Origin of the sequence: Saccharopolyspora gloriosae, assembly GCF_014203325.1 — a bacterium.
GTDB lineage: Bacteria > Actinomycetota > Actinomycetes > Mycobacteriales > Pseudonocardiaceae > Saccharopolyspora_C > Saccharopolyspora_C gloriosae.
On the sequence record NZ_JACHIV010000001.1, the window covers coordinates 1,747,052 to 1,766,641 of the forward strand.

At 71.5% G+C, this 19,590-nt stretch carries 18 protein-coding genes; 15 read left to right on the top strand and 3 right to left on the bottom strand.

What is annotated here, in order from left to right:
* Window positions 1–2: 2 nt before the first annotated feature.
* The 8 genes from BJ969_RS07975 to metK all read left to right on the top strand — a co-directional run bounded on the left by BJ969_RS07975 (window position 3) and on the right by metK (window position 6,550).
* Window positions 3–1,058 carry a serine/threonine-protein kinase gene (locus tag BJ969_RS07975; RefSeq protein ID WP_184478176.1) on the top strand — a complete coding sequence of 352 codons (1,056 nt, stop codon included), beginning with the start codon at window positions 3–5 and terminating at the stop codon, window positions 1,056–1,058.
* Window positions 1,055–1,663, top strand: coding sequence for a hypothetical protein (locus BJ969_RS07980; protein ID WP_184478177.1), 609 nt, complete (start codon window positions 1,055–1,057; stop codon window positions 1,661–1,663). The genes BJ969_RS07975 and BJ969_RS07980 overlap by 4 nt, the downstream gene beginning before the upstream one ends.
* Window positions 1,664–1,852: 189 nt before the next feature.
* Window positions 1,853–2,161 carry a hypothetical protein gene (locus BJ969_RS07985; protein ID WP_184478178.1) on the top strand — a complete coding sequence of 103 codons (309 nt, stop codon included), beginning with the start codon at window positions 1,853–1,855 and terminating at the stop codon, window positions 2,159–2,161.
* A gap of 587 nt (window positions 2,162–2,748) precedes the next feature.
* A complete protein-coding gene (gene mihF / locus BJ969_RS07990) occupies window positions 2,749–3,066 on the top strand; it encodes an integration host factor, actinobacterial type (protein ID WP_184484996.1) in 318 nt (105 codons plus the stop codon).
* A complete protein-coding gene (gmk, locus tag BJ969_RS07995; RefSeq protein WP_184478179.1) occupies window positions 3,063–3,665 on the top strand; it encodes a guanylate kinase in 603 nt (200 codons plus the stop codon). The genes mihF and gmk overlap by 4 nt, the downstream gene beginning before the upstream one ends.
* Before the next feature lie 106 nt (window positions 3,666–3,771).
* Window positions 3,772–4,065 (top strand): DNA-directed RNA polymerase subunit omega, encoded by a 294-nt coding sequence (gene rpoZ / locus BJ969_RS08000; RefSeq protein ID WP_184478180.1) that lies wholly within the window; start codon window positions 3,772–3,774, stop codon window positions 4,063–4,065.
* Between the two features lie 13 nt (window positions 4,066–4,078).
* Entirely contained in the window at window positions 4,079–5,332 is a 1,254-nt protein-coding gene (coaBC, locus tag BJ969_RS08005; protein ID WP_184478181.1) for a bifunctional phosphopantothenoylcysteine decarboxylase/phosphopantothenate--cysteine ligase CoaBC, read from the top strand.
* A gap of 45 nt (window positions 5,333–5,377) precedes the next feature.
* The gene (metK, locus tag BJ969_RS08010; protein ID WP_184484998.1) at window positions 5,378–6,550 is read left to right on the top strand and encodes a methionine adenosyltransferase; all 1,173 of its coding nucleotides are present in this window, start codon (window positions 5,378–5,380) and stop codon (window positions 6,548–6,550) included.
* A 121-nt stretch (window positions 6,551–6,671) separates the two neighbouring features.
* Here metK and BJ969_RS08015 read toward each other — a convergent pair whose 3' ends face one another.
* On the bottom strand, window positions 6,672–7,103 hold the full coding sequence (locus tag BJ969_RS08015; RefSeq protein WP_184478182.1) for an NUDIX hydrolase: 432 nt from the start codon (window positions 7,101–7,103) through the stop codon (window positions 6,672–6,674).
* Window positions 7,104–7,619: 516 nt separating this feature from the next.
* On the opposite strand from BJ969_RS08015, the gene hisG reads away from it, so the two are divergent.
* Window positions 7,620–8,480, top strand: coding sequence for an ATP phosphoribosyltransferase (hisG, locus tag BJ969_RS08020; protein WP_184478183.1), 861 nt, complete (start codon window positions 7,620–7,622; stop codon window positions 8,478–8,480).
* 51 nt (window positions 8,481–8,531) lie between these two features.
* On the opposite strand, the gene BJ969_RS08025 is transcribed toward hisG, so the two are convergent.
* Entirely contained in the window at window positions 8,532–8,990 is a 459-nt protein-coding gene (locus tag BJ969_RS08025; protein ID WP_184478184.1) for a TrmH family RNA methyltransferase, read from the bottom strand.
* Window positions 8,991–9,094: 104 nt separating this feature from the next.
* On the opposite strand from BJ969_RS08025, the gene BJ969_RS08030 reads away from it, so the two are divergent.
* Window positions 9,095–11,116, top strand: a complete 2,022-nt coding sequence (locus BJ969_RS08030) for a primosomal protein N' (protein WP_184478185.1) — start codon at window positions 9,095–9,097, stop codon at window positions 11,114–11,116.
* Between the two features lie 330 nt (window positions 11,117–11,446).
* Here BJ969_RS08030 and BJ969_RS08035 read toward each other — a convergent pair whose 3' ends face one another.
* Entirely contained in the window at window positions 11,447–12,478 is a 1,032-nt protein-coding gene (locus BJ969_RS08035; protein WP_184478186.1) for a polysaccharide deacetylase family protein, read from the bottom strand.
* A gap of 154 nt (window positions 12,479–12,632) precedes the next feature.
* Between BJ969_RS08035 and BJ969_RS08040 the strand changes: the two genes are divergently transcribed.
* From BJ969_RS08040 to def, 5 genes are all read left to right on the top strand, one after another.
* Entirely contained in the window at window positions 12,633–14,258 is a 1,626-nt protein-coding gene (locus tag BJ969_RS08040) for a putative glycoside hydrolase (protein ID WP_343071297.1), read from the top strand.
* Between the two features lie 374 nt (window positions 14,259–14,632).
* Entirely contained in the window at window positions 14,633–16,015 is a 1,383-nt protein-coding gene (locus tag BJ969_RS08045) for a TrkH family potassium uptake protein (RefSeq protein WP_184478187.1), read from the top strand.
* Window positions 16,016–16,040: 25 nt separating this feature from the next.
* On the top strand, window positions 16,041–16,679 hold the full coding sequence (locus tag BJ969_RS08050) for an NAD-binding protein (protein WP_184478188.1): 639 nt from the start codon (window positions 16,041–16,043) through the stop codon (window positions 16,677–16,679).
* A gap of 298 nt (window positions 16,680–16,977) precedes the next feature.
* Window positions 16,978–18,765, top strand: a complete 1,788-nt coding sequence (gene ggt / locus BJ969_RS08055) for a gamma-glutamyltransferase (protein ID WP_184478189.1) — start codon at window positions 16,978–16,980, stop codon at window positions 18,763–18,765.
* Between the two features lie 279 nt (window positions 18,766–19,044).
* Complete coding sequence (gene def / locus BJ969_RS08060; protein WP_184478190.1) at window positions 19,045–19,590, top strand: peptide deformylase; 546 nt, start codon at window positions 19,045–19,047, stop codon at window positions 19,588–19,590.

Sequence of the window (19,590 nt, forward strand, 5' to 3'; positions counted from 1 at the left end):
GGATGACGGACGCGGCACCGCCGCTGCTGGCCGGTCGGTACCGGCTCGGCAGGCGCTTGGGGCGCGGTGGGATGTCCGAGGTGTACCGCGCGGTGGACACCCGGCTGCAACGACCGGTCGCGGTCAAGGTGTTCCGCTCCAACGCCGACGAGTCCTCCCGCCGCCGCTTCGAGGACGAAGCCCGGCTGCTGGCCCGGTTGAGCCATCCCGGCCTGGTCACCGTGCACGACTTCGGCGCGGAGTCCGGCGACGGCGAGCCCTTCCTGGTGATGCAGCTCGTCGAGGGCCGCACCCTCACCAACGTCATCGAATCGGGCACCGTCGAGCCCGAAGACGTCCTCGAACTCGGCAGGCGGATCGCCGTGGTGCTCGCGTACGTGCACGAGAACGGCATCGTGCACCGGGACGTGAAGCCGTCCAACGTGCTGATCACCGACGACGAGCAGGTCTTCCTCGCCGACTTCGGCATCTCCCGGCTCGCGGACGCGGTGGGCCGGATGACCGACTCCGGCATCATCATGGGTTCCGCGCACTACATGGCGCCCGAGCAGGTCCGCGACGAGGAGATCGGCTACCCCGCCGACCTGTACTCGCTGGCCCTGGTGCTGCTGGAGTGCCTCACCGGCCGGGCCGAGTACGACGGCACCAAGGCCGAGGCCGCGGTGGCGCGCCTGACCCGCAAGCCGCGCATCCCCGAGTCGTTGCCCGAGCCGCTCGCCGGGACGCTGCGCGCGATGACCGCCGACGACCCCGACGACCGGCCGTCGGCGGCCCGCTGCGTGCGGCTGCTGTCCGGGGAGATCAGCCCGCCCGCGGCGAAGCCGGAGGTCGACCCGACGCTGCCCGTGGAGGCGGCCGGTGAGGAACCCGCCCGCCGCCGGAGGTGGTGGCCGTGGCTCGGGGTGCCGATCGCGGCGGCGGTCCTCGGCGCGGTGTTCCTGCTGCTGCCGGTGGAGAGCGCGCCGGACCTGCCGATGCCGCCGCCCGTCACCGGGCCGCCCGGGGTGGACCGGCTGCCCGCGGACCTGGCGAACCTGACCGAGCTGGTGGACGAATGAGAACACCACTGTGGACCGTTCTGGCCGCGCTGCTGCTCAGTTCGTGCAGCGGTGCCCCGCGAACGCTCGTCGAACCGGACGTGCGCGCCGCGCTGAAGGCGGCCGTGTCCGAAGTGGACAGCGCGGCGCGGCGGCACGACCGGGTGGCGTCGGAGTTCGCGCTCGCGGAGCTGACCAGGGGCATCGCCGAGGCCCAGGCCCGCGGCAGGTTGGACCCCGCCTACGCCCGCAGCCTGCTGACGGCCGCCGACCGCGTGGCCGAGGACGTCGCGACCCTCCCGCTGCCCGCACCGCCGCCGCCCGTGGTCGTCACCGTGCCCGGGGAACCGCCGGCGCCGGGGCAGGTGGTCACGGCGCCCGGTACGACGGTCAAGGCGCCGCCGGACGCGACGTTGCCGCCGGGGCAGGCCAAGAAGCAGACCGAGGCGCCGCAGCAGCCGGTGCCGAACTCGCCGGGAAGTCCTCCGGCGAACGAGCAGAACGGCCAGAGCGGGGACAACGTCGGCACCGACCAGTCGCAGAACGGCCAGGGGAACGCGAACGGCCGGGGGACCTCGGGCGACCAGGGCGACTCGGACGGTCAGGGCGACTCGGACGGTCAGTGAAGCAGCGGCCGGAAACGCCCTTCTCCCGCGCCGGGCCACTGCCCGCGAAGTGGATCTTCACTGGGAAAGCCCTGGGTTGTCGTGCTACGAAACCTTGTCGGCTCCGGCCCTCGTTGCGCTAACGTCGGGCGCACTGGGATGGAGCTGCCGGCGGCGCGATGGTGCCCCGGCGACAGCGAGGAGCGGTCGGTGCACGACGACATGGGGGCGTGGCGGGTACGAGGCCCACGAGATCCGCACAGCGGCGAACCGAGGTCCTGCGTCGAGGCCGTGTGGGCGGAGGTCATCCGGGCCGCGACGGCCGCGGCGGACCCGATCATCCCCGAGCAGGCCGGTTGTTCCCCGTTCTGCTTGGACGTGCCGGAAGACGGCGCCGCGGCTCATCTCGACGGCGCGGGCGAGGAGTGCTGGGCCGGTTCCATCAAAGGAGATCCGGGCTTCTTCGACGGCGATCTCTGGGGAGTCGCGCTGCCCGCGGCGGGCGAGCGCGAACACTGACGGGCGCCCGGAGCGCGGTGCGCGCGCTCCGGTCGACGCGCCGGGTGGGGGCTCATCGCGGTGCGTCCTCCGAGGCGGTGCGGTGCTGGCGGGGAGCGGGCCGCTCGCGCGGCGACCTGCGCGGGAACGCGCCCGACCATGATCATTTCATTGCCGTCCGAGCGGGCTCGGGCCGGGCCCGGCTGCGGCGCCGTTCGAGGGGTCGAGTACGAATTCCGGGCGGGATCGGTGAAAAAAGCCCGGCAAGATCGGGGGGAAGTCGGATTCGATCTTGATCGACTTCCCGTCGCCGTGGTATCGGTCTCCCTGTGACCTGCGAGGACGCACCCAGCGTCGCTCAACCGCCCGGAAATCGGACAGATCGGAAGAGTTTTCTCCCAGGTTAGTGCACTTCAGCGCCATTGTTGGTAGTAGTTGCAGCGACCCGAGTGTTCGTGCACCCCTTGTACGAACCGTCCGAAGGGTCAGGCGGCGGGATCTTCCCCGAAACGCCCGCTCGACAAGCCGGACCCGCGTGGAACCCGGTGGGCGGGAGTCGGTACCGTCGCCGCACCGATCAAGAGAAACCCCACATCACGGAGGACATGGTGGCCCTTCCCCAGCTGACCGAGGAGCAGCGGGCAGCAGCTTTGGAAAAGGCGGCTGCCGCCCGTCGCGCCCGAGCCGAGCTCAAAGAGCGCCTCAAGCGCGGTGGAACCAGCCTGGCAGAGGTCCTGGACACCGCCGACAACGACGAGGTCTTGGGCAAGATGAAGGTGTCCGCGCTGCTTGAGGCCCTTCCCGGCGTGGGCAAGGTCCGCGCACAGCAGATCATGGAGCGGCTGGAGATCGCTAACAGCCGCCGGCTCCGCGGGCTGGGTGAGCGTCAGCGCAAGGCGCTGCTCACCGAGTTCGCCGCCGAGTGATCGACACCCGTACCGGTGTCGAGCCGGGGTCGGTCCGTCAGGACGGGCCCCGGCTCACCGTCGTTTCCGGGCCTTCCGGCGTCGGGAAGTCCAGCGTGCTGAACGAGCTGCGCGAGCAGGCACCGGAGATCTACTTCAGCGTTTCGGTGACCACCAGGCGCCCCCGCGCGGGCGAGGTGGACGGCGCGCACTACCACTTCGTCGGCGTCGCCGAGTTCGAGCGGATGGTCGCCGCGGGCGAACTCCTCGAGCACGCGCGGTACGCGGGCAACTACTACGGCACGCCCCGCGGGCCCGTCGAGCACGCGCTCGCCGCCGGCCGCGACGCCGTGCTGGAGATCGAACTGCAGGGCGCCCGGCAGGTGCGCGAGTCGATGCCCGAGGCGCGGCTCGTGATGCTGCTGCCGCCGTCCTGGGAGGAGCTCGTGCAGCGGCTCACCGGGCGCGGCACCGAAGATCCCGAGGTCGTCGAGGCCCGCTTGCAGACCGCGCGGGAAGAGCTCGCCGCCGAACCGGAGTTCGACGACACCGTGGTCAACGCCGATGTGCGGTCCGCGACCAGCGAATTGATACGATTGGTGACCGGTCGCCGGGTCTGAGCCCGTGCTCGGATGCCGGACCGGCGCCAGCCGTCGGCCGAGCCGAGTCGCCGCGGTCCACGCGCCGGCGCCCACCGCATTCTTCGTTCAGAGCAGGAGCCACCACGTGACCACGCCCAACGCGCTCGCCGCCCTCAACACCCGGTCCTCGCTGACCTCGCCGGAGGGCATCACCAACCCGCCGATCGACGACCTGCTGGAGCAGGTCAGCTCGAAGTACGCGCTGGCGATCTACGCGGCCAAGCGCGCCCGGCAGATCAACGACTACTACGCCCAGCTCGGCGAAGGCCTGCTGGAGTACGTCGGACCGCTGGTGGAGCCGGGCCCGCGGGAGAAGCCGCTGTCCATCGCGCTGCGCGAGATCCACTCCGGCGTTCTCGAGCACACCGAAGGCGAGTGAGCCGGAACTCCCCGTGACACAGCAACCTTCCGGGCGTCGCCCGCGGGTCGTGCTGGGCGTCAGCGGCGGCATCGCGGCATACAAGGCCTGCGACGTGCTGCGCCGGCTGACCGAATCCGGTCATGACGTGCGGGTGGTGCCCACCGAGTCGGCGTTGAACTTCGTCGGTTCCGCCACCTTCGAGGCGTTGTCCGGGCATCCGGTGCGCACCGGGGTGTTCACCGACGTCGACCAGGTGCAGCACGTGCGGCTCGGTCAGGAGGCCGAGCTCGTCGTGGTCGCGCCGGCCACCGCGGACCTGCTCGCGCGCGCCGCGCACGGCCAAGCCGACGACCTGCTCACCTCGACGCTGCTCACCGCGAGGTGCCCGGTGCTGATGGTGCCCGCGATGCACACCGAGATGTGGGAGCACCCGGCGACGCGGCAGAACGTGGCGACCTTGCGCTCCAGGGGAGTGGTCGTCGCGGAACCGGCCAGCGGCAGGCTCACCGGCAAGGACACCGGCAAGGGCCGGTTGCCGGACCCGGTGGAGATCGTCGACCTGGGCCGGTTGCTGCTGTCCTCGGCGTCCGCGCTGCCCCGGGACCTGGAAGGCCGCCGGGTGGTGATCTCGGCGGGAGGCACCCGGGAGCCGCTGGATCCGGTGCGGTACCTGGGGAATCGCTCGTCCGGTCGGCAGGGCTACGCGTTGGCGCGGGTCGCCGCGCACCGCGGTGCCGAGGTCGTGCTGATCTCCGCGCACACGGCGGACCTGGTGGAACCCGCCGGAGTGCGCGTGGTGCACGTGGGCACCGCCGAGCAGCTGCGGGAATCGGTGCTGGCCGAGTCGCAGGGGGCCGACGCGGTCGTGATGGCCGCGGCGGTCGCCGACTTCCGGCCCGTCGACCTCGCCCAGCACAAGATCAAGAAGGTGGACGCGGACCCGGCGCCGGTGAAGCTGACCCGGAACCCGGACATCCTCGCCGAGCTCGTCGAGCGGCGCCGCGACGGCGAGCTCGACACCGGTCTGATCGTCGGTTTCGCCGCCGAGACCGGGGACCCGGACACCCCGGTGCTCGACCACGGCCGCCGCAAGCTCGACCGCAAGGGCTGCGACCTGCTGGTGGTGAACACCGTCGGCGACGGCAAGGCCTTCGAGATGGAGGACAACGCGGGCTGGCTGCTGTCCACCGACGGCACCGAGACCCCGCTGCCGCACGGCGCGAAGTCCCTGCTCTCGGCGCGGCTGTGGGATGCTGTGACCCGGCGGCTCGGCGAGCGGAGCTGAGTCCGGGCCGCACCCGTTCTCCCAGGGGGTGGGATCGTGCGGCGGCTGTTCACCAGCGAATCGGTGACCGAGGGGCACCCGGACAAGATCTGCGACGCGCTCAGCGACGCGGTGCTGGACGCGCTGCTCGCGCAGGACCCGCTGTCCCGCGTCGCCGTGGAGGCGATGGTCACCACCGGGCAGGTGCACATCGCGGGCGAGGTCACCAGCGAGGCCTACGTCGACATCCCCGCGCTCGTGCGGGAACGCGTGCTGGAGATCGGGTACGACTCCTCCGCGAAGGGGTTCGACGGGAACTCCTGCGGCGTGAACGTCGCCATCGGAGCGCAATCGCCCGACATCGCGCGCGGCGTGGACCGCGGCTACGAATCCCGCGTCGAAGGGCTCGACGACGAGGTCGCGCGGCAGGGCGCCGGAGATCAGGGGCTGATGTTCGGCTACGCCTGCGCCGACACCCCGGAACGCATGCCGCTGCCGATCGCGCTGGCCCACCGGCTCGCCCGGCGGTTGGCGCGGGTGCGCAAGGACGGGTTGCTGCCGCACCTGCGCCCGGACGGCAAGACGCAGGTGACCGTCGAGTACGCCGGGGATCGGCCGGTGGCGCTGGACACCGTGGTCGTGTCCGCCCAGCACGCGGCCGACGTCGACCCGGCCCGGCTCGACGCCGAGGTGCGCGAACTGGTCGTCGCCCCGGAGGTCGCCGGGCTGGAGCTGGACGAGTCGGGGATGCGGGTGCTGGTGAACCCGACGGGGCGGTTCGTGGTGGGCGGGCCGATGGGCGATGCCGGGCTCACCGGGCGGAAGATCATGGTGGACACCTACGGCGGCATGGCCCGCCACGGCGGCGGTGCCTTCTCCGGCAAGGATCCGTCCAAAGTCGACCGATCAGCGGCGTACGCGCTGCGGTGGATCGCGGGCAACGTCGTGGCCGCGGGGCTCGCGGAGCGCGTCGAGGTGCAGGTGGCCTACGCCATCGGCGCCGCGGCCCCGGTCGGGTTGTCGGTGGCGACCTTCGGCACCGAAACCGTTGCGCCGCAACGGATCCAGGACGCCGTCGGTGCCGTGTTCGACCTGCGGCCCGCCGCGATCATCCGCGATCTCGGCCTGCTGCGGCCGATCTACGCGCCGACCGCGGCCTACGGGCACTTCGGGCGCACCGACCTCGACCTGCCCTGGGAACGCGCGGACCGGACCGCTGCGCTGCGCGCCGCGGTCTGATCACCGCCTGTCTTTGATCTTGCCTTCCCGGGTGAGCGGGGTCGGTGGTCGTTGTCTTGTCCGGAGCCGCTGGGGTTCCGCTACCCGACCCACTGCTCGAGCCGAGATCAACGGCAGGCGGTCAGCTCCAGCCGTGGATCGAGAACGGGACTCCGGTGCGCAGCGCCCGGATGCCCAGCGCCGCGTACCCGATCATCGGTTCGGGCAGCGCGTCCACCGGGAACCAGTCGAGGCCGTGGCACTTGGCGGGCTCGCGGTTCGACGGCTCCCCGTCCCAGCGGGCGGCGCGGAAGAACAGCCCGAACCGCGGCTCCTGTCCGGAGCCGGTGATGTGCACGGTGTGCACGTGCGCGAGGTCCGCCGGGTCGATCCGCACCCCGACCTCCTCCCACGCCTCGCGGGCGGCGGCGGAGAGCACGTCCTCGCCCGCGTCGACCTTGCCCGCGGGCAGGTGCCAGCAGCCGTCGAAGGCGTCGCCCCGGCGCTTGCTGAGCAGGACCTGGTCCTCGCGCACCAGCAGGACGTGGGCGTCGACGAGATGTCGATCAGGCATGCGCGGAAATCCTCACCCTCGGCCGGAGACGGGGCCGAAGCCTACTGCCTGCCTTTGATCTTGTCTTTCCAGGTGAGTGGCGTTGTCGGTCGTTGTCTTGTCAGCGGCGGAGCCGCTGAGCAGTGATCAGCCTGAGCAAGAAGACCACCGGCGGGTTCTCAGCGGCTTCCTCGCGAGGACAGCGATTTCGCTGTGTATGGACATACATGAGAAATCGATCCCGCAGCGAGGAAGCCGCTGAGGTTCCGCAACCTGACCCACTGCTCAAGCCAAGATCAAAGACGAGCGTCCTCCGCCGCCCGGCACGTGAGCACGGACATGCTCCCGGACCGCGCGGCGCCTCGGTGTGCCACCATTCTGGACGTGCGAAATCCGGCCGGAGCGAGGAGGACGAAGTCGATGTGCGGTGGTCAGCGCCATAGCGGGTTCCGCCCGCAGCGTGCAGCGGGTGGAACGCCCCGCCGCCCCGCCTGAACCGGGGCCGTCCCGTCCACTGAACTCGGCAAAGGAACCACCATGCTTCGGGTCGCCGTGCCCAACAAGGGATCGCTGAGCGCTCCCGCCATCCAGCTGCTCTCGGACGCCGGCTACCGCGTGCACCGCGAGCACAAGGCCCTGTTCGCCATCGACACGGCCAACGACGTGCAGTTCGTCTTCCTCCGGCCCACCGACATCGCCCGCACCGTCGGCAGCGGCGTGCTCGACGTCGGCATCACCGGCCAGGACCTGCTGCAGGCCGCGGGCACCGACGTGAGCACGCAGGAACTGCTGCCGCTGGACTTCGGGGTGTCGCGGTTCTACTTCGCCGCCCCCACCGGGCGCGTCGGCGCGCTCACCGAGCTCGACGGCAAGCGCATCGCCACCTCGTTCGCGCCGCTGGTGACGGCCGCGGCGGTCGACCTGGGCATCGAGGTGGACGTCATCGAGCTCGACGGGGCGGTGGAGACCGCCGTCGAGCTCGGGCTCGCCGACGCCATCGCCGACGTCGTGGAGACCGGGGCGTCGCTGCGCGAAGCCGGGCTGCAGACCATCGGGGAGCCGATCCTGCGCTCCGAGGCGGTGCTGGTGCGCGGCGCCCGCGAGCTGCCGGAGGACAGCGAGCAGGCGGTGGAGGTGCTGATCCAGCGGCTGCGTGGCGTCCTGATCGCCCGGCAGTACGTGATGATGGACTACAACTGCCCCACCGCGTCCCTCGAGGACGTCCGCAAGATCACGCCCGGCATGGAGGCACCGACGGTGTCCCCGCTCGACGAGAAGGGCTGGGTGGCGGTTCGCGTGATGGTGCCGCGCCACCAAGCCCAGTCGATCATGGACCGGCTGTGGGCGGAGGGCGCGCGCGCCATCCTCGTCACCCCGCTGGAAGCCTGCCGGCTGTAGGACGACCGGCTGCACCTCCCGCACCCGGTCCCGCCGGGCGCGGGAGGCGCCCTACATCGCGTAGCCCTGCTGGCGCCACGCCTCGTAGACGGCGACGGCCGCGGAGTTCGCGAGGTTCATCGACCGGATGCCCGGCAGCATCGGAATCCGGACCTGGTCGGTGATGTGCTCCGAGGCGAGCACCTCCGCGGGCAGGCCGGTGGCCTCCGGGCCGAACAGCAGCGCGTCACCGGGCCGGTAGGAGATCTGCTCCAGCGAGGTCGTGGCGCCGGTGGTGAAGGCGAACACGCGCGGCGGCGCCACCTCGCGCAGCATCGAGTCCCAGTCCTCGTGCACCCGCAGCGCGGCGCGGTCGTGGTAGTCCAGGCCCGCTCGGCGCAGCCGCGCGTCCTCCACGCTGAACCCCAACGGCCGCACCAGGTGCAGCACGCACCCGGAACCGGCGGCCATCCGGATCGCGTTGCCCGTGTTGCCGGGGATCTCGGGGTGGTAGAAGACGACGTCGAACACGCGGGGTCCTTTCACGAATGCTGCCCGACGCATCGTAGTGACCGGCTCGCTCGGCGCGGACCGGGTGCGCGGTGCGGTCGGCGGGCTCTGGTAGAGAAGTGGGCATGGCGGCGGGCGGGTCCAAGACGACGAAGAACACGGAGCGCACGGCCGCTCCGTCGCTGCCGGTCGCCAGCGTCCTGGTGGAGGTGTCGTTGCCCGCGCACCTGGACCGGGCCTTCGACTACCTGATCCCGGACCGGTTGCACGACGCGGCGGTCGCGGGCTGCCGGGTGCGGGTGCGGTTCCGCGGCAAGCTCGTCGACGGATATCTGCTGGAGCGCAAGGAGAACTCGGACTTCGCCGGGACCCTGCAGTGGGTGGACCGGGTGATCTCCTCGGAGGTGGTGCTGCCGCCGCGGCTGCTGGAGCTGTGCCGTTCGGTGGCCGCGCGCTACGGCGGCATGCTCGCCGACGTGGTGCGGCTGGCCGTGCCGCCGCGGCACGCCCGCGCGGAGAAGCAGACCGCCGAGCCCGCGCCGGCGCCGGCGAAACCGGAAGCCGAGGCGTGGTCGCGCTACCAGCACGGCGCGGCGCTGCTGGAGGCGGTGCACGCGGGCAAACCGGCCCGCGCGGTGTGGCAGGCGCTGCCGGGGGAGCAGTGGACCGAACGCCTCGCGGAGGCCGCCGCGACCGCCGCCGCGGCGGGCCGGGGCGCGCTGATCGTAGTGCCCGACCACCGGGACGTGACGCGGTTGCAGGCCGCGTGCGCGCGGTTGCTGGGTGACGACGGGGTCGTGGCGCTCACGTCGGAACTCGGGCCGGGTGAGCGCTACAAGCGGTGGCTGGCGGTGCTGCGCGGCACGGCGCGGGTGGTGCTGGGGACCAGGGCCGCGATGTTCGCCCCGGTGCACGACCTCGGGCTCGCGGTGGTGTGGGACGACGGCGACTCCATGCACAGCTACCCGCAGATGCCCTACCCGCACGCGCGCGACGTGCTCACCCACCGCGCGCACTCCGCCGGTGCCGCGCTGCTCGTGGCCGGGTTCGCGCGCACCGCGGAGGCGGCGCTGCTGGTCGAGACCGGGTGGGCGCAGCAGGTCGTGGCGCTGCGCGATCAGGTCCGGGCCGCCGCGCCGCACGTGGTCGCGATCGGTGCCGACGACACCCAGCTGGCCCGCGACCCGGCGGCCCGCGCGGCTCGGCTGCCGTCGGTGGCGTTCGAGGCGGCCCGCGCGGCGCTGAGCAAGGACGCCCCGGTGCTGGTGCAGGTCCCGCGCCGGGGTTACGTGCCCGCGCTGGCCTGCGGGGATTGCCGGGAGCAGGCTCGTTGCCGCCGGTGCGCGGGACCGCTGGGGCTGCCCGGCGGCACCGAGGACGGCGCCCCGAAGCCCGCCGCGTGCCGGTGGTGCGGGGCGGCGGAGGCCGCGTTCCGCTGCGGTTCCTGCGGGTCGCGGCGGCTGCGGGCGATCGCGATCGGCGCGGGGCGCACCGCGGAGGAGCTGGGCCGGGCGTTCAGCAACGTCACGGTGCGCACCTCCGGCGGCAAGGAGATCTTGTCGAGCGTCCCGGCGAAACCGGCGCTGATCGTGTGCACGCCCGGCGCGGAACCCGTCGTCGAAGGCGGCTACGGCGCGGCGCTGCTGCTGGACGGGCGCACCCTGCTGTCGCGGCCGGAGCTGCGGGCCACCGAGGAGACGTTGCGGTTGTGGCTGGCGGCGGCGGCGATGGTGCGGCCCGCGCGGGACGGCGGGCGGGTCGTGGTGATGGCCGATTCCACGTTGCAGCCGGTGCAGGCGCTGGTGCGCTGGGACCCGGCGTGGCACGCCCAGATCGAACTGGCCGGGCGCGCGGAGCTGGGCTTCCCGCCCGCGATGCGGGTAGCGGCGGTCGACGGCTCGCCGGACGCGGTGAACGACCTGCTGGACTGCCTGGAATTGCCGAGCACCGGCGAGATCCTGGGCCCGGTCCCGCTCGGCGAGGTCGACGAGGACGGCAATTCCGAGCAGGAACGCGCCCTGGTCCGCGTCTCCCGAGCCGAAGGCCGCGAGCTCGCGGCAGCGATGCACGCGGCCCAGGCGATCCGAGCCTCCCGCCGCCCGAAGGAAACCATCAAGATCAGAGTCGACCCACTGGAACTCCTCTAACCCCTCACCACGGCGAGCGCAGCTATCCGCTGGGCAGCCCCCAGCGGCTTCCCCACCACGGAACCCCGTTCCCAGCCATGCCCGAAGGCACCCTCGCGGCCGAGGTCGTGCAGTGGGCGGCGAAGCCACGCCTGCCTTGCGGCGTAGCCGTGCCTGTATGTGCGAAGCACATAGCCCACGTCGAAAAGCTGACCACCGGCGGGTTCTCAGCTGTCTTCTCGCGAGGACAGCTTTTTCCCTCGTGGCGGAGCCACTTGGGAAAAAGATCCCGCAGCGAGAAGACAGCTGAGGTTCCGCCACCCGACCACCAAAGCAAACCGAGCCGTGGAGTCAGTACAAGTAGAGACCAGGAACGCCGGGGGCGGGCTCGGGGTCGGTGGAGCGCGGCGCGGAGACGCGGTCCGGGTCACCGTCGGACGTGTAGCGGGATTCCGGGTCGGCGGCGAGTTTGTCGAGCCACTGGGTGGATCCGTATTCGGCTTCTTCGCCGGTGGCGGCCTGCGAGCGGATGCGCGGGATGTTCTCGCGGTCGAAGTCCGCGTCGAACGGGGACGGGGCCGGGTTGGAGCCGACGAGGAACACGCTGTCGTGGTGGTAGGTGATCCCGTCGGCGCTGCCGTCGGCGGCGAGCGCTTCGTCGTCGGGGTGCATGCCCAGCGGTAGCGCCAGCGAGCGCACCGGCACGTCGGGCAGCGCCTCGTTGATGACCCGCTGCATGGAGGCGATCTCCTGCTGCGCTTCGGCGGAGCCGACTTGGCCGAGGTTGGGGTGGTCGAGCGTGTGGTTGCCGACTTCGAAGCCGTGCTCGTGCAGCCAGGGCAGCGTGACGCGGCCGCCGGGGTCTTCGAAGGGCGGGTTGAAGACGAAGAAGGTCGCGGTGGCGCGGAACTCCGGGTGCGCGGCGGCGGTGTCGAGCATGATGCGCACCGCGGTGTCCGGTGCGGGTTGCCCGGTTTCGTCCACTGTGAACTGACCGGTGGAGCCGTCGTCGAAGGTGAGTACGACGGGGTGCCTGCCCGCCGGGATGTCGATGCGGCCGTCGGCGAATTCGCTGGCGGTGATCGGCGTGTAGCCCTCGGCGTGGAGCCGTTCCAGTTCGGCGCGGAAGTCCTGCGGTGTGCGGTCGTAGACGCTGCTCGGGTCGGTGGTGATCCGGTGGTACATGAGCACCGGGACGTCGCCGAGTTCGTTGGCGTGAACCGATTCCGGAGCGGGCGGTGGCGGCGGCGGGGGTGGCGGCGGTGGTGCCGCGGCGACGTCGGGAGCTTCTGGGGCGGGGGCTTGTGCGCTACATGCGGCGCCGGACAGGGCGAGCAGCGCCACCGCCGTCACGGCGCAGGTGCGCTCGATCACGCTCAACATCGGTTCGCACGTTAGTGGAGTCAGTGCCCGATGTGGATACTCCAAGTGACTTGTTGATCTGTTGGTTATTACCTGGAAGGGTGGCGCGAACATTCGACCGGCAACGTAACGTGATTAGTTGTCCGGATTCGCCGACGTCGGGGAGGCGAAAGCTGTGACCGATCCTGCGCCCGAAGGGCCATCAGGAACCACGAAGACCAGCCGTGGCAACGGGTTCGGCGGTGTCCCGCAGTGGGCCGTCGTGGCCGTGGCCACCATCGTGCTGCTGATCGCGGGGTACTTCGTGCTCCGCATGTTGTCCACAGAGGACGTTCGAGTCGACGGATTGCCGTCGCACCCGGTGCGTTCCGAGGCGACCTCGGATGGATCCATTCAGATCCGCTCCGAAACCACTGCATCGACGCAGATCCTGCTCGACGGACGTCCCGTTCCCACATCGGAGCAAGGCGGCGCGCTCGCCGTGCACGCTCCGTCGACGTCCGACGGCACCCACGTGCTGGAGGTCGTCACTCCACGAGCGGTGTCCTGGCTCGGTTCCTCCAGCACCACGCAAGAGTTCACAGTGGACAGCGCGGCGCCGGAGCTCCAGGTCGAGGACTCGCTGCGGCCGAACGAGCTCGGTGAACCGGTGACCGTGCACGGCAAGGCCACCGGTGCCGACGAAGTGACCGTGGCGGGCAAAGCGGTCAAGCCGGGCCCGGACGGCGCGTTCTCCGCGGTCGTGGACAAGCCGGAACGCGAAGTGCAGGTCGTGGCCACCGACCTCGCGGGCAATCGCGCCGAGCGCACGATGACCGTGCACATCAAGCACCCGGGCATGCGCGCCGTGCACATGACCGGGCTCGCCTGGACCAGCGACACCCTGCGCGAACCGGTGCTGGAGATGGCCAGGCAAGGCCGGATCGACACCGTCGAACTCGACATCAAGGACGAGAGCGGCGAAATCCCCTACGGCTCGGCGGTGCCCGAGGCGAACCGGATCGGGGCGGTGAAGAACTACTACGACGCCCGCGAAGCCATCGACCAGCTGCACGGCATGGGCGTGCGGGTGGTCGGCCGCCTCGTGGCGTTCAAGGACCCGGTGCTGGGCGAGGCGTCCTGGCGCGAAGGGCACCCGGAACGGGTCGTGCAGACCTCCGGCGGACAACCGTGGAGCAGCGGGTACGGCGACTTCGCGTTCACGAACTTCGCCGACCCGGCGGTGCAGAAGTACAACATCGACATCGCCGCCGAAGCCGCCTCGCTGGGCTTCGACGACATCCTCTACGACTACGTGCGCAGGCCCGACGGCGGCATCGAGAAGATGCGCTTCCCCGGGCTCACCACCACGCCGGAGACGGGCATCGCGAACTTCCTGCGCGAATCGCAGACCGCGGTGCGCTCCCAGGGCGCGCTGCTGGGAGCTTCGGTGTTCGGCATCGCGGTGGACCGGCCCACGCAGATCGCGCAGGACATCCCGCAGATGGCGAAGTACGTGGATTACATCGCGCCGATGGTCTACCCCTCGCACTGGGGGCCGGGCGAATTCGGCGTGGCCGATCCGAACACCGCGCCCTACGACATCGTGCGGCGGTCCCTGGACAAGTTCGCCCAGGCCGTCGCCGGGACCGACGTGCAGATCATTCCGTGGCTGCAGGACTTCAGCCTCGGCGCCAGCTACGGACCCGCGGAGGTCGGTGCCCAGATCGACGCCGCCCGCGACGGCGGCATGCCGTCGTACCTGCTGTGGGCCCCGAACTGCCGCTACCACGGAGAAGCCCTCGTACCGCAGAAGCCGTAGTGGTTCGTCCGCCTCGGTCTGCGTAGGGGTCGGGTGGCGGAACCTCAGCGTTCTTCTCGCTGCGGGATCTTTTTCCCGAGTGGCTCCGCCACGAGGGAAAAAGCTGTCCTCGCGAGAAGAACGCTGAGAACCCGCGGGTGGTCGATCTGCGTGTCGGGTCGCTGCTCAGCGGCTTCGCCGCTGACAAGATTCGGACGGAAGGACCGGTCCTCGGCCGGTTCGGCGGGCGCCGCGGGCTCAGGGCTCGCGGCGCTCGTGTGCGTGCGGTCACCGCCGGTCGGGTTCGGAGTTGGTGGCCGGGGGCGCTCGGGGTAGGTTCTCGCGCTTGTGACCAGGAAGGCGTGCGCGCGGCCCGCTCGGAGGACGCGATGCGGATGACCGCGCGGGACCAGGTGCGGACCGCGTGGACGGCGCTGCGGCGCACCGACCGCTCCCGCACGCGGCACCCCGCTCGGCTGGTCGTGGCCGGATTCGGCGGCGTGATGCTGCTCGGCACCGTCCTGCTGATGCTGCCGGTGGCAGGCGAGAGCGGTGCGGCGACCTCGTGGAACCTGGCGCTGTTCACCGCCACCTCGGCGGTGTGCGTGACCGGGCTGGTCGTCGTCGACACCCACGCGCACTGGTCGGCGTTCGGCGAAGGCGTCGTGCTCGGCCTCATCCAGGTCGGCGGGTTCGGCATCATGACCCTGGCCTCGCTGCTGGGACTGCTGGTCACCCGCCGGCTGGGCCTGCGGATGCAGCGCAGCGCGCAGGCCGAGACCAAGAGCTTCGGGCTCGGCGAGGTGCGCAGGGTCCTCGTCGGCGTGGTGGTGCTGAGCCTCGTCGTCGAAGCGCTCACCGCCCTGGCGCTGACCGCGAGATTCGCCGCGCACTACGGCGAGCCGCTGGGGCGCGCGCTCTACCTGGGCGTGTTCCACGCCGTGTCCGCGTTCAACAACGCGGGGTTCGCGCTGTTCTCGGACAGCCTGATGCGCTACGCGACGGACCCGTGGGTGTGCCTGCCGATCGTGGCGGCGTTCGTGCTCGGCGGACTCGGATTCCCAGTGCTGTTCGAAATCCTGCGCCACGCGCGCGGCCGGGCGCGGCGCTGGACGCTGCACACCCGCATCACCCTCAGCACGTACGGCGCGCTCGCCGTGCTCGGCACGATCGCGGTCACCGCCATCGAATGGGACAACCCGGGCACGCTCGGCCGGTTCGGGTTCGGCGGCAAGCTGCTCGCCGGGTTCTTCCAAGGCATGTCGCCGCGCACCGCGGGGTTCAACAGCGTCGACACCGGCGAACTGCACGGGGCCACGCTGCTGATCACCAACGTGCTCATGTTCATCGGCGGCGGCAGCGCGGGCACCGCGGGCGGGATCAAGGTGACCACCTTCGCGCTGCTGGCGTTCGTGATGCTCGCCGAGATCCGCGGTGAGCCGAACGTGCACATCGCCGACCGCAAGCTCCCGCGCGAGGTGCACCGGCAGGCGCTGACGGTGGTCCTGGGCGGCGTCGGCCTGATCTTCACCGCCACCCTCGCGCTGCTGGTGCTCACCCCGTTCTCCCTGGACGCGGTCCTGTTCGAGTCGGTCTCCGCGTTCGGCACCGGGCTCTCGACCGGCATCACCGATGAGCTGCCGGTCGCAGGGCAGCTCATCCTGGTCGTGGTGATGTTCACCGGCCGCGTCGGGCCCGTCACCCTCGCTTCCGCGCTCGCGCTGCGCGAGCGGCTGCGCCGCTACGACCTCCCGGAGGAACGACCCATTGTCGGCTAGGAAACCCCGCCCCAACGCCTCGCGCGTGGTCGTCATCGGCCTCGGCCGGTTCGGCGGCTCGCTGGCGATGGAACTCATCGAACGCGGCACCGACGTGCTGGCGCTGGACAACCGCCCCGACGTCGTGCAGCGGTACTCCGACTCGGTCACGCACGCCGCCGTCGCCGACAGCACCGACCCGGAGGTGCTGCGCCAGCTCGACGTGCCCGAGTTCGACCGCGCCGTCGTGGCCATCGGGGACGACCTGGAGGCCAGCATCCTGACGACCTCGCTGCTGGCGGAGTTCGAGGTCGGCCACATCTGGGCGAAGGCCGTCAGCCGCCAGCACGGGCGCATCCTCGAACGGGTCGGCGCGCACCACGTGGTGCTGCCCGAGCACGACATGGGCGAGCGGGTCGCGCACCTGGTCACCGGCCGGATGCTGGACTACATCGAGTTCGAGGACGACTACGCGATGGTCAAGACGCGGGCGCCCGCGATGGCCGCCGGGCACGCGCTGGGGGAGAGCAGGCTGCGCAGCAAGTACGGGGTCACCGTCGTCGCGATCAAGCGCCCCGGCGAGGACTTCACCTACGCCACCCAGGACACGCGGCTGCACGAGGGCGACATCCTCATCGTGTCCGGTCGCTCCCGCGACGTGGAGCGCTTCGCCGACCTCACCTGACCCCCAGCCCCCGAGAGGCCACCACTGCAATTTCGCGAGGAATTGACTACCCCCCGGTGTGTCGGACACCCCTGTGGATAACTGTTTCTGCTGGTCAAAGAGGGTGTGACGGTTTCGGGGTGCGGGGTTTCTCCCGTACGGGTGATTCAATTTCTCGCGAAATCGCGGAAATCGTCCACAACGTGACATTGCGGGGCCGGGCACTGATGATCTCGGTCCGCCAACGATGGGCCGATCGTGTTGTTCCGAGGGCCGGCGCTCGGCACAGTAGCGGGCACGCGGCGATCGGAGGCACACGATGGTGGGAGCAAGGCCCGTTCGGATCACGCTCGCGGCGGTGACCTCGTGCGCGCTGATCACGCCGATGGCCCAAGCGCAGCCGCAGCCGCCGAAGAGCGCCGAAGCCGTCGGCTACGGGGGCGCGGTCTCCAGCGTCGACCCGGACGCCACCCGCGCGGGCATCGAGGTGCTGCGCCGCGGCGGAACGGCCGCCGACGCCGCCGTCGCGGTCGCCGCTGCGCTCGGCGTCACCGAGCCCTACTCCGCGGGAGTCGGGGGCGGCGGCTACTTCGTGCACTACGACGCCGAAACCGGCGAGGTCTCCACCATCGACGGGCGGGAGACCGCCCCGGCCGCCGCGCACCCGGAGATGTTCCTGGAGGACGGCGAGCCCATCCCCGGCGCGGAGGCGATCACCAGCGGGCTCGGCGTCGGAGTCCCCGGCACCCCCGCGACCTGGCAGGAGGCGCTGCGCAAGTGGGGGCGCCAGGACCTCGGCGAGGTGCTGCGCCCCGCCGAACGGCTGGCCCGCGACGGGTTCGTCGTCGACGACACCTTCCGCGAGCAGACCGCCGACAACCAGGAGCGCTTCGCCGCGTTCCCCGCCACCCGCGACCTGTTCCTGCCCGGCGGGCAGCCCCCGGCCACGGGAACCGTGTTCCGCAACCCCGACCTCGCCGAGACCTACCGGACCTTCGCGGACGAGGGGCTCGACCCGCTGTACCGGGGTGAGATCGGCGCGGACGTCGTCGAGGCCGTGCGCAACCCGCCGGTCGACCCGGCCGCAGGCCGCACCGTGCGCCCCGGCGGCATGACCGAGGCCGACCTGCGCGACTACCGCACGGCCGAGCCCGATCCCACGCACGTCGAGTACCGGGGCCTGGACGTGTACGGGATGGCGCCGTCGTCCTCCGGCGGCACCACCGTCGGCGAAGCGCTCAACATCCTGGAGGGCACCGACCTCGGCGACCTGGACCAGGCGCAGTACCTGCACCGGTTCCTGGAGGCGAGCAAGATCGGCTTCGCCGACCGCAACCGCTGGGTCGGCGACCCCGCGTTCGGCGACGTGCCCACCGAGGAGCTCACCGGCCAGGAGTTCGCCGACTCCCGCGCCTGCCTGATCACGCCGGACGCGGTGCTGCCCACCCCGGTCGCGGCGGGCGACCCGCGCCACCCCGCGCCGTGCGCGCCGCAGGCGCCCGCGCGCGGCGGCGAGCCCTACGAGGGGCCGAACACCACGCACCTCACCGTCGCCGACGCCGACGGTGACGTCGTGTCCTACACGCTGACGATCGAGCAGACCGGCGGCAGCGGCATCACCGTGCCAGGCCGCGGATTCCTGCTCAACAACGAGCTCACCGACTTCTCGTTCGAACCCACCACTCCCGGCGAGCCCGACCCGAACCTGCCCGGCCCCGGAAAGCGGCCGCGCAGCTCGATCAGCCCGACGATCGTGCTCCAGGACGGGCGACCGCTGCTCGCGGCGGGCAGCCCCGGCGGAGCCACGATCATCACCACCGTGCTCCAGGTGCTCACCGGCAGGCTGGACCGCGGACTGCCCCTCGTGGACGCCATCGCGGAACCCCGCGCTTCGCAGCGCAACTCCGCGGCCACCGAGGCCGAACCGGGATTCCTCGCGCGACCCGAGGCCGACAAGCTGCGCGCACTGGGCCACGAGTTCACCCCGAGCGAGGAGATCGGCGCCGCCACGGGCGTGGAACGGCTCCCCGACGGCCGCTGGATCGCCGCAGCCGAGAAGCACCGCCGCGGCGGCGGCTCAGCAGCAGTGGTCGCCCCGGCGCCCTGACACCAGCAGCCCCAGTGGTTCCAGGGCGCCCGTGTCCCGTCAGCGGCGAAGCCGCTGAGCAGCGACCACCAAAGCAGAACGACCACCCGCGGGTTCTCAGTTGCTTCCTCGCGAGGACGGCTTTTTCCCTCGTGGCGGAGCCACTTGGGAAAAAGATCCCGCAGCGAGGAAGCAATTGAGGTTCCGCCACCCAACCCACCAAGAAGGGCTCCACGGCCCCAAGCACAAGACGACTAGACTCGGCAGGTCAGTTCGTCGAGCCCGACCTGGGAGCCCCGCGTGACCGTCCAGCCCGTCCGACTCTTCGGCGATCCCGTCCTGCGGACGCGCGCCGACGAGGTCGTGGACTTCGACAAGGAACTGCACACCCTGGTCCGCGACCTGTGGGACACGATGCACGAGCAGGGCGGTGCCGGGCTGGCCGCGCCGCAGCTGGGCGTGGGGCTGCGCGTGTTCACCTACCGCTGCGACGGGTTCGAAGGCCACCTGATCAACCCGGGCTGGGAGGTCGTCGGCGAGCAGATGCAGGACGGCCCCGAGGGCTGCCTGTCCATCCCCGGCATGACCTGGGACTGCCTGCGCCACCAGCACGTCGTGGCGCGCGGCTGGAACATGCACGGCGACCCCGTCGAGGTCGAGGGCACCGACCTGCTGGCGCGGTGCATCCAGCACGAGACCGACCACTTGGACGGCGTGCTGTTCGTGGACCGGCTCGACGCCGAGACCCGCAAGTCCGCGCTGCGCGAGATCCGCCACGCCGACTGGTTCGACGGCCAGGTCCCCGTGGTGAAGGAAAGCCCGCACCCGTTGTTCGGGAAGCGCTGA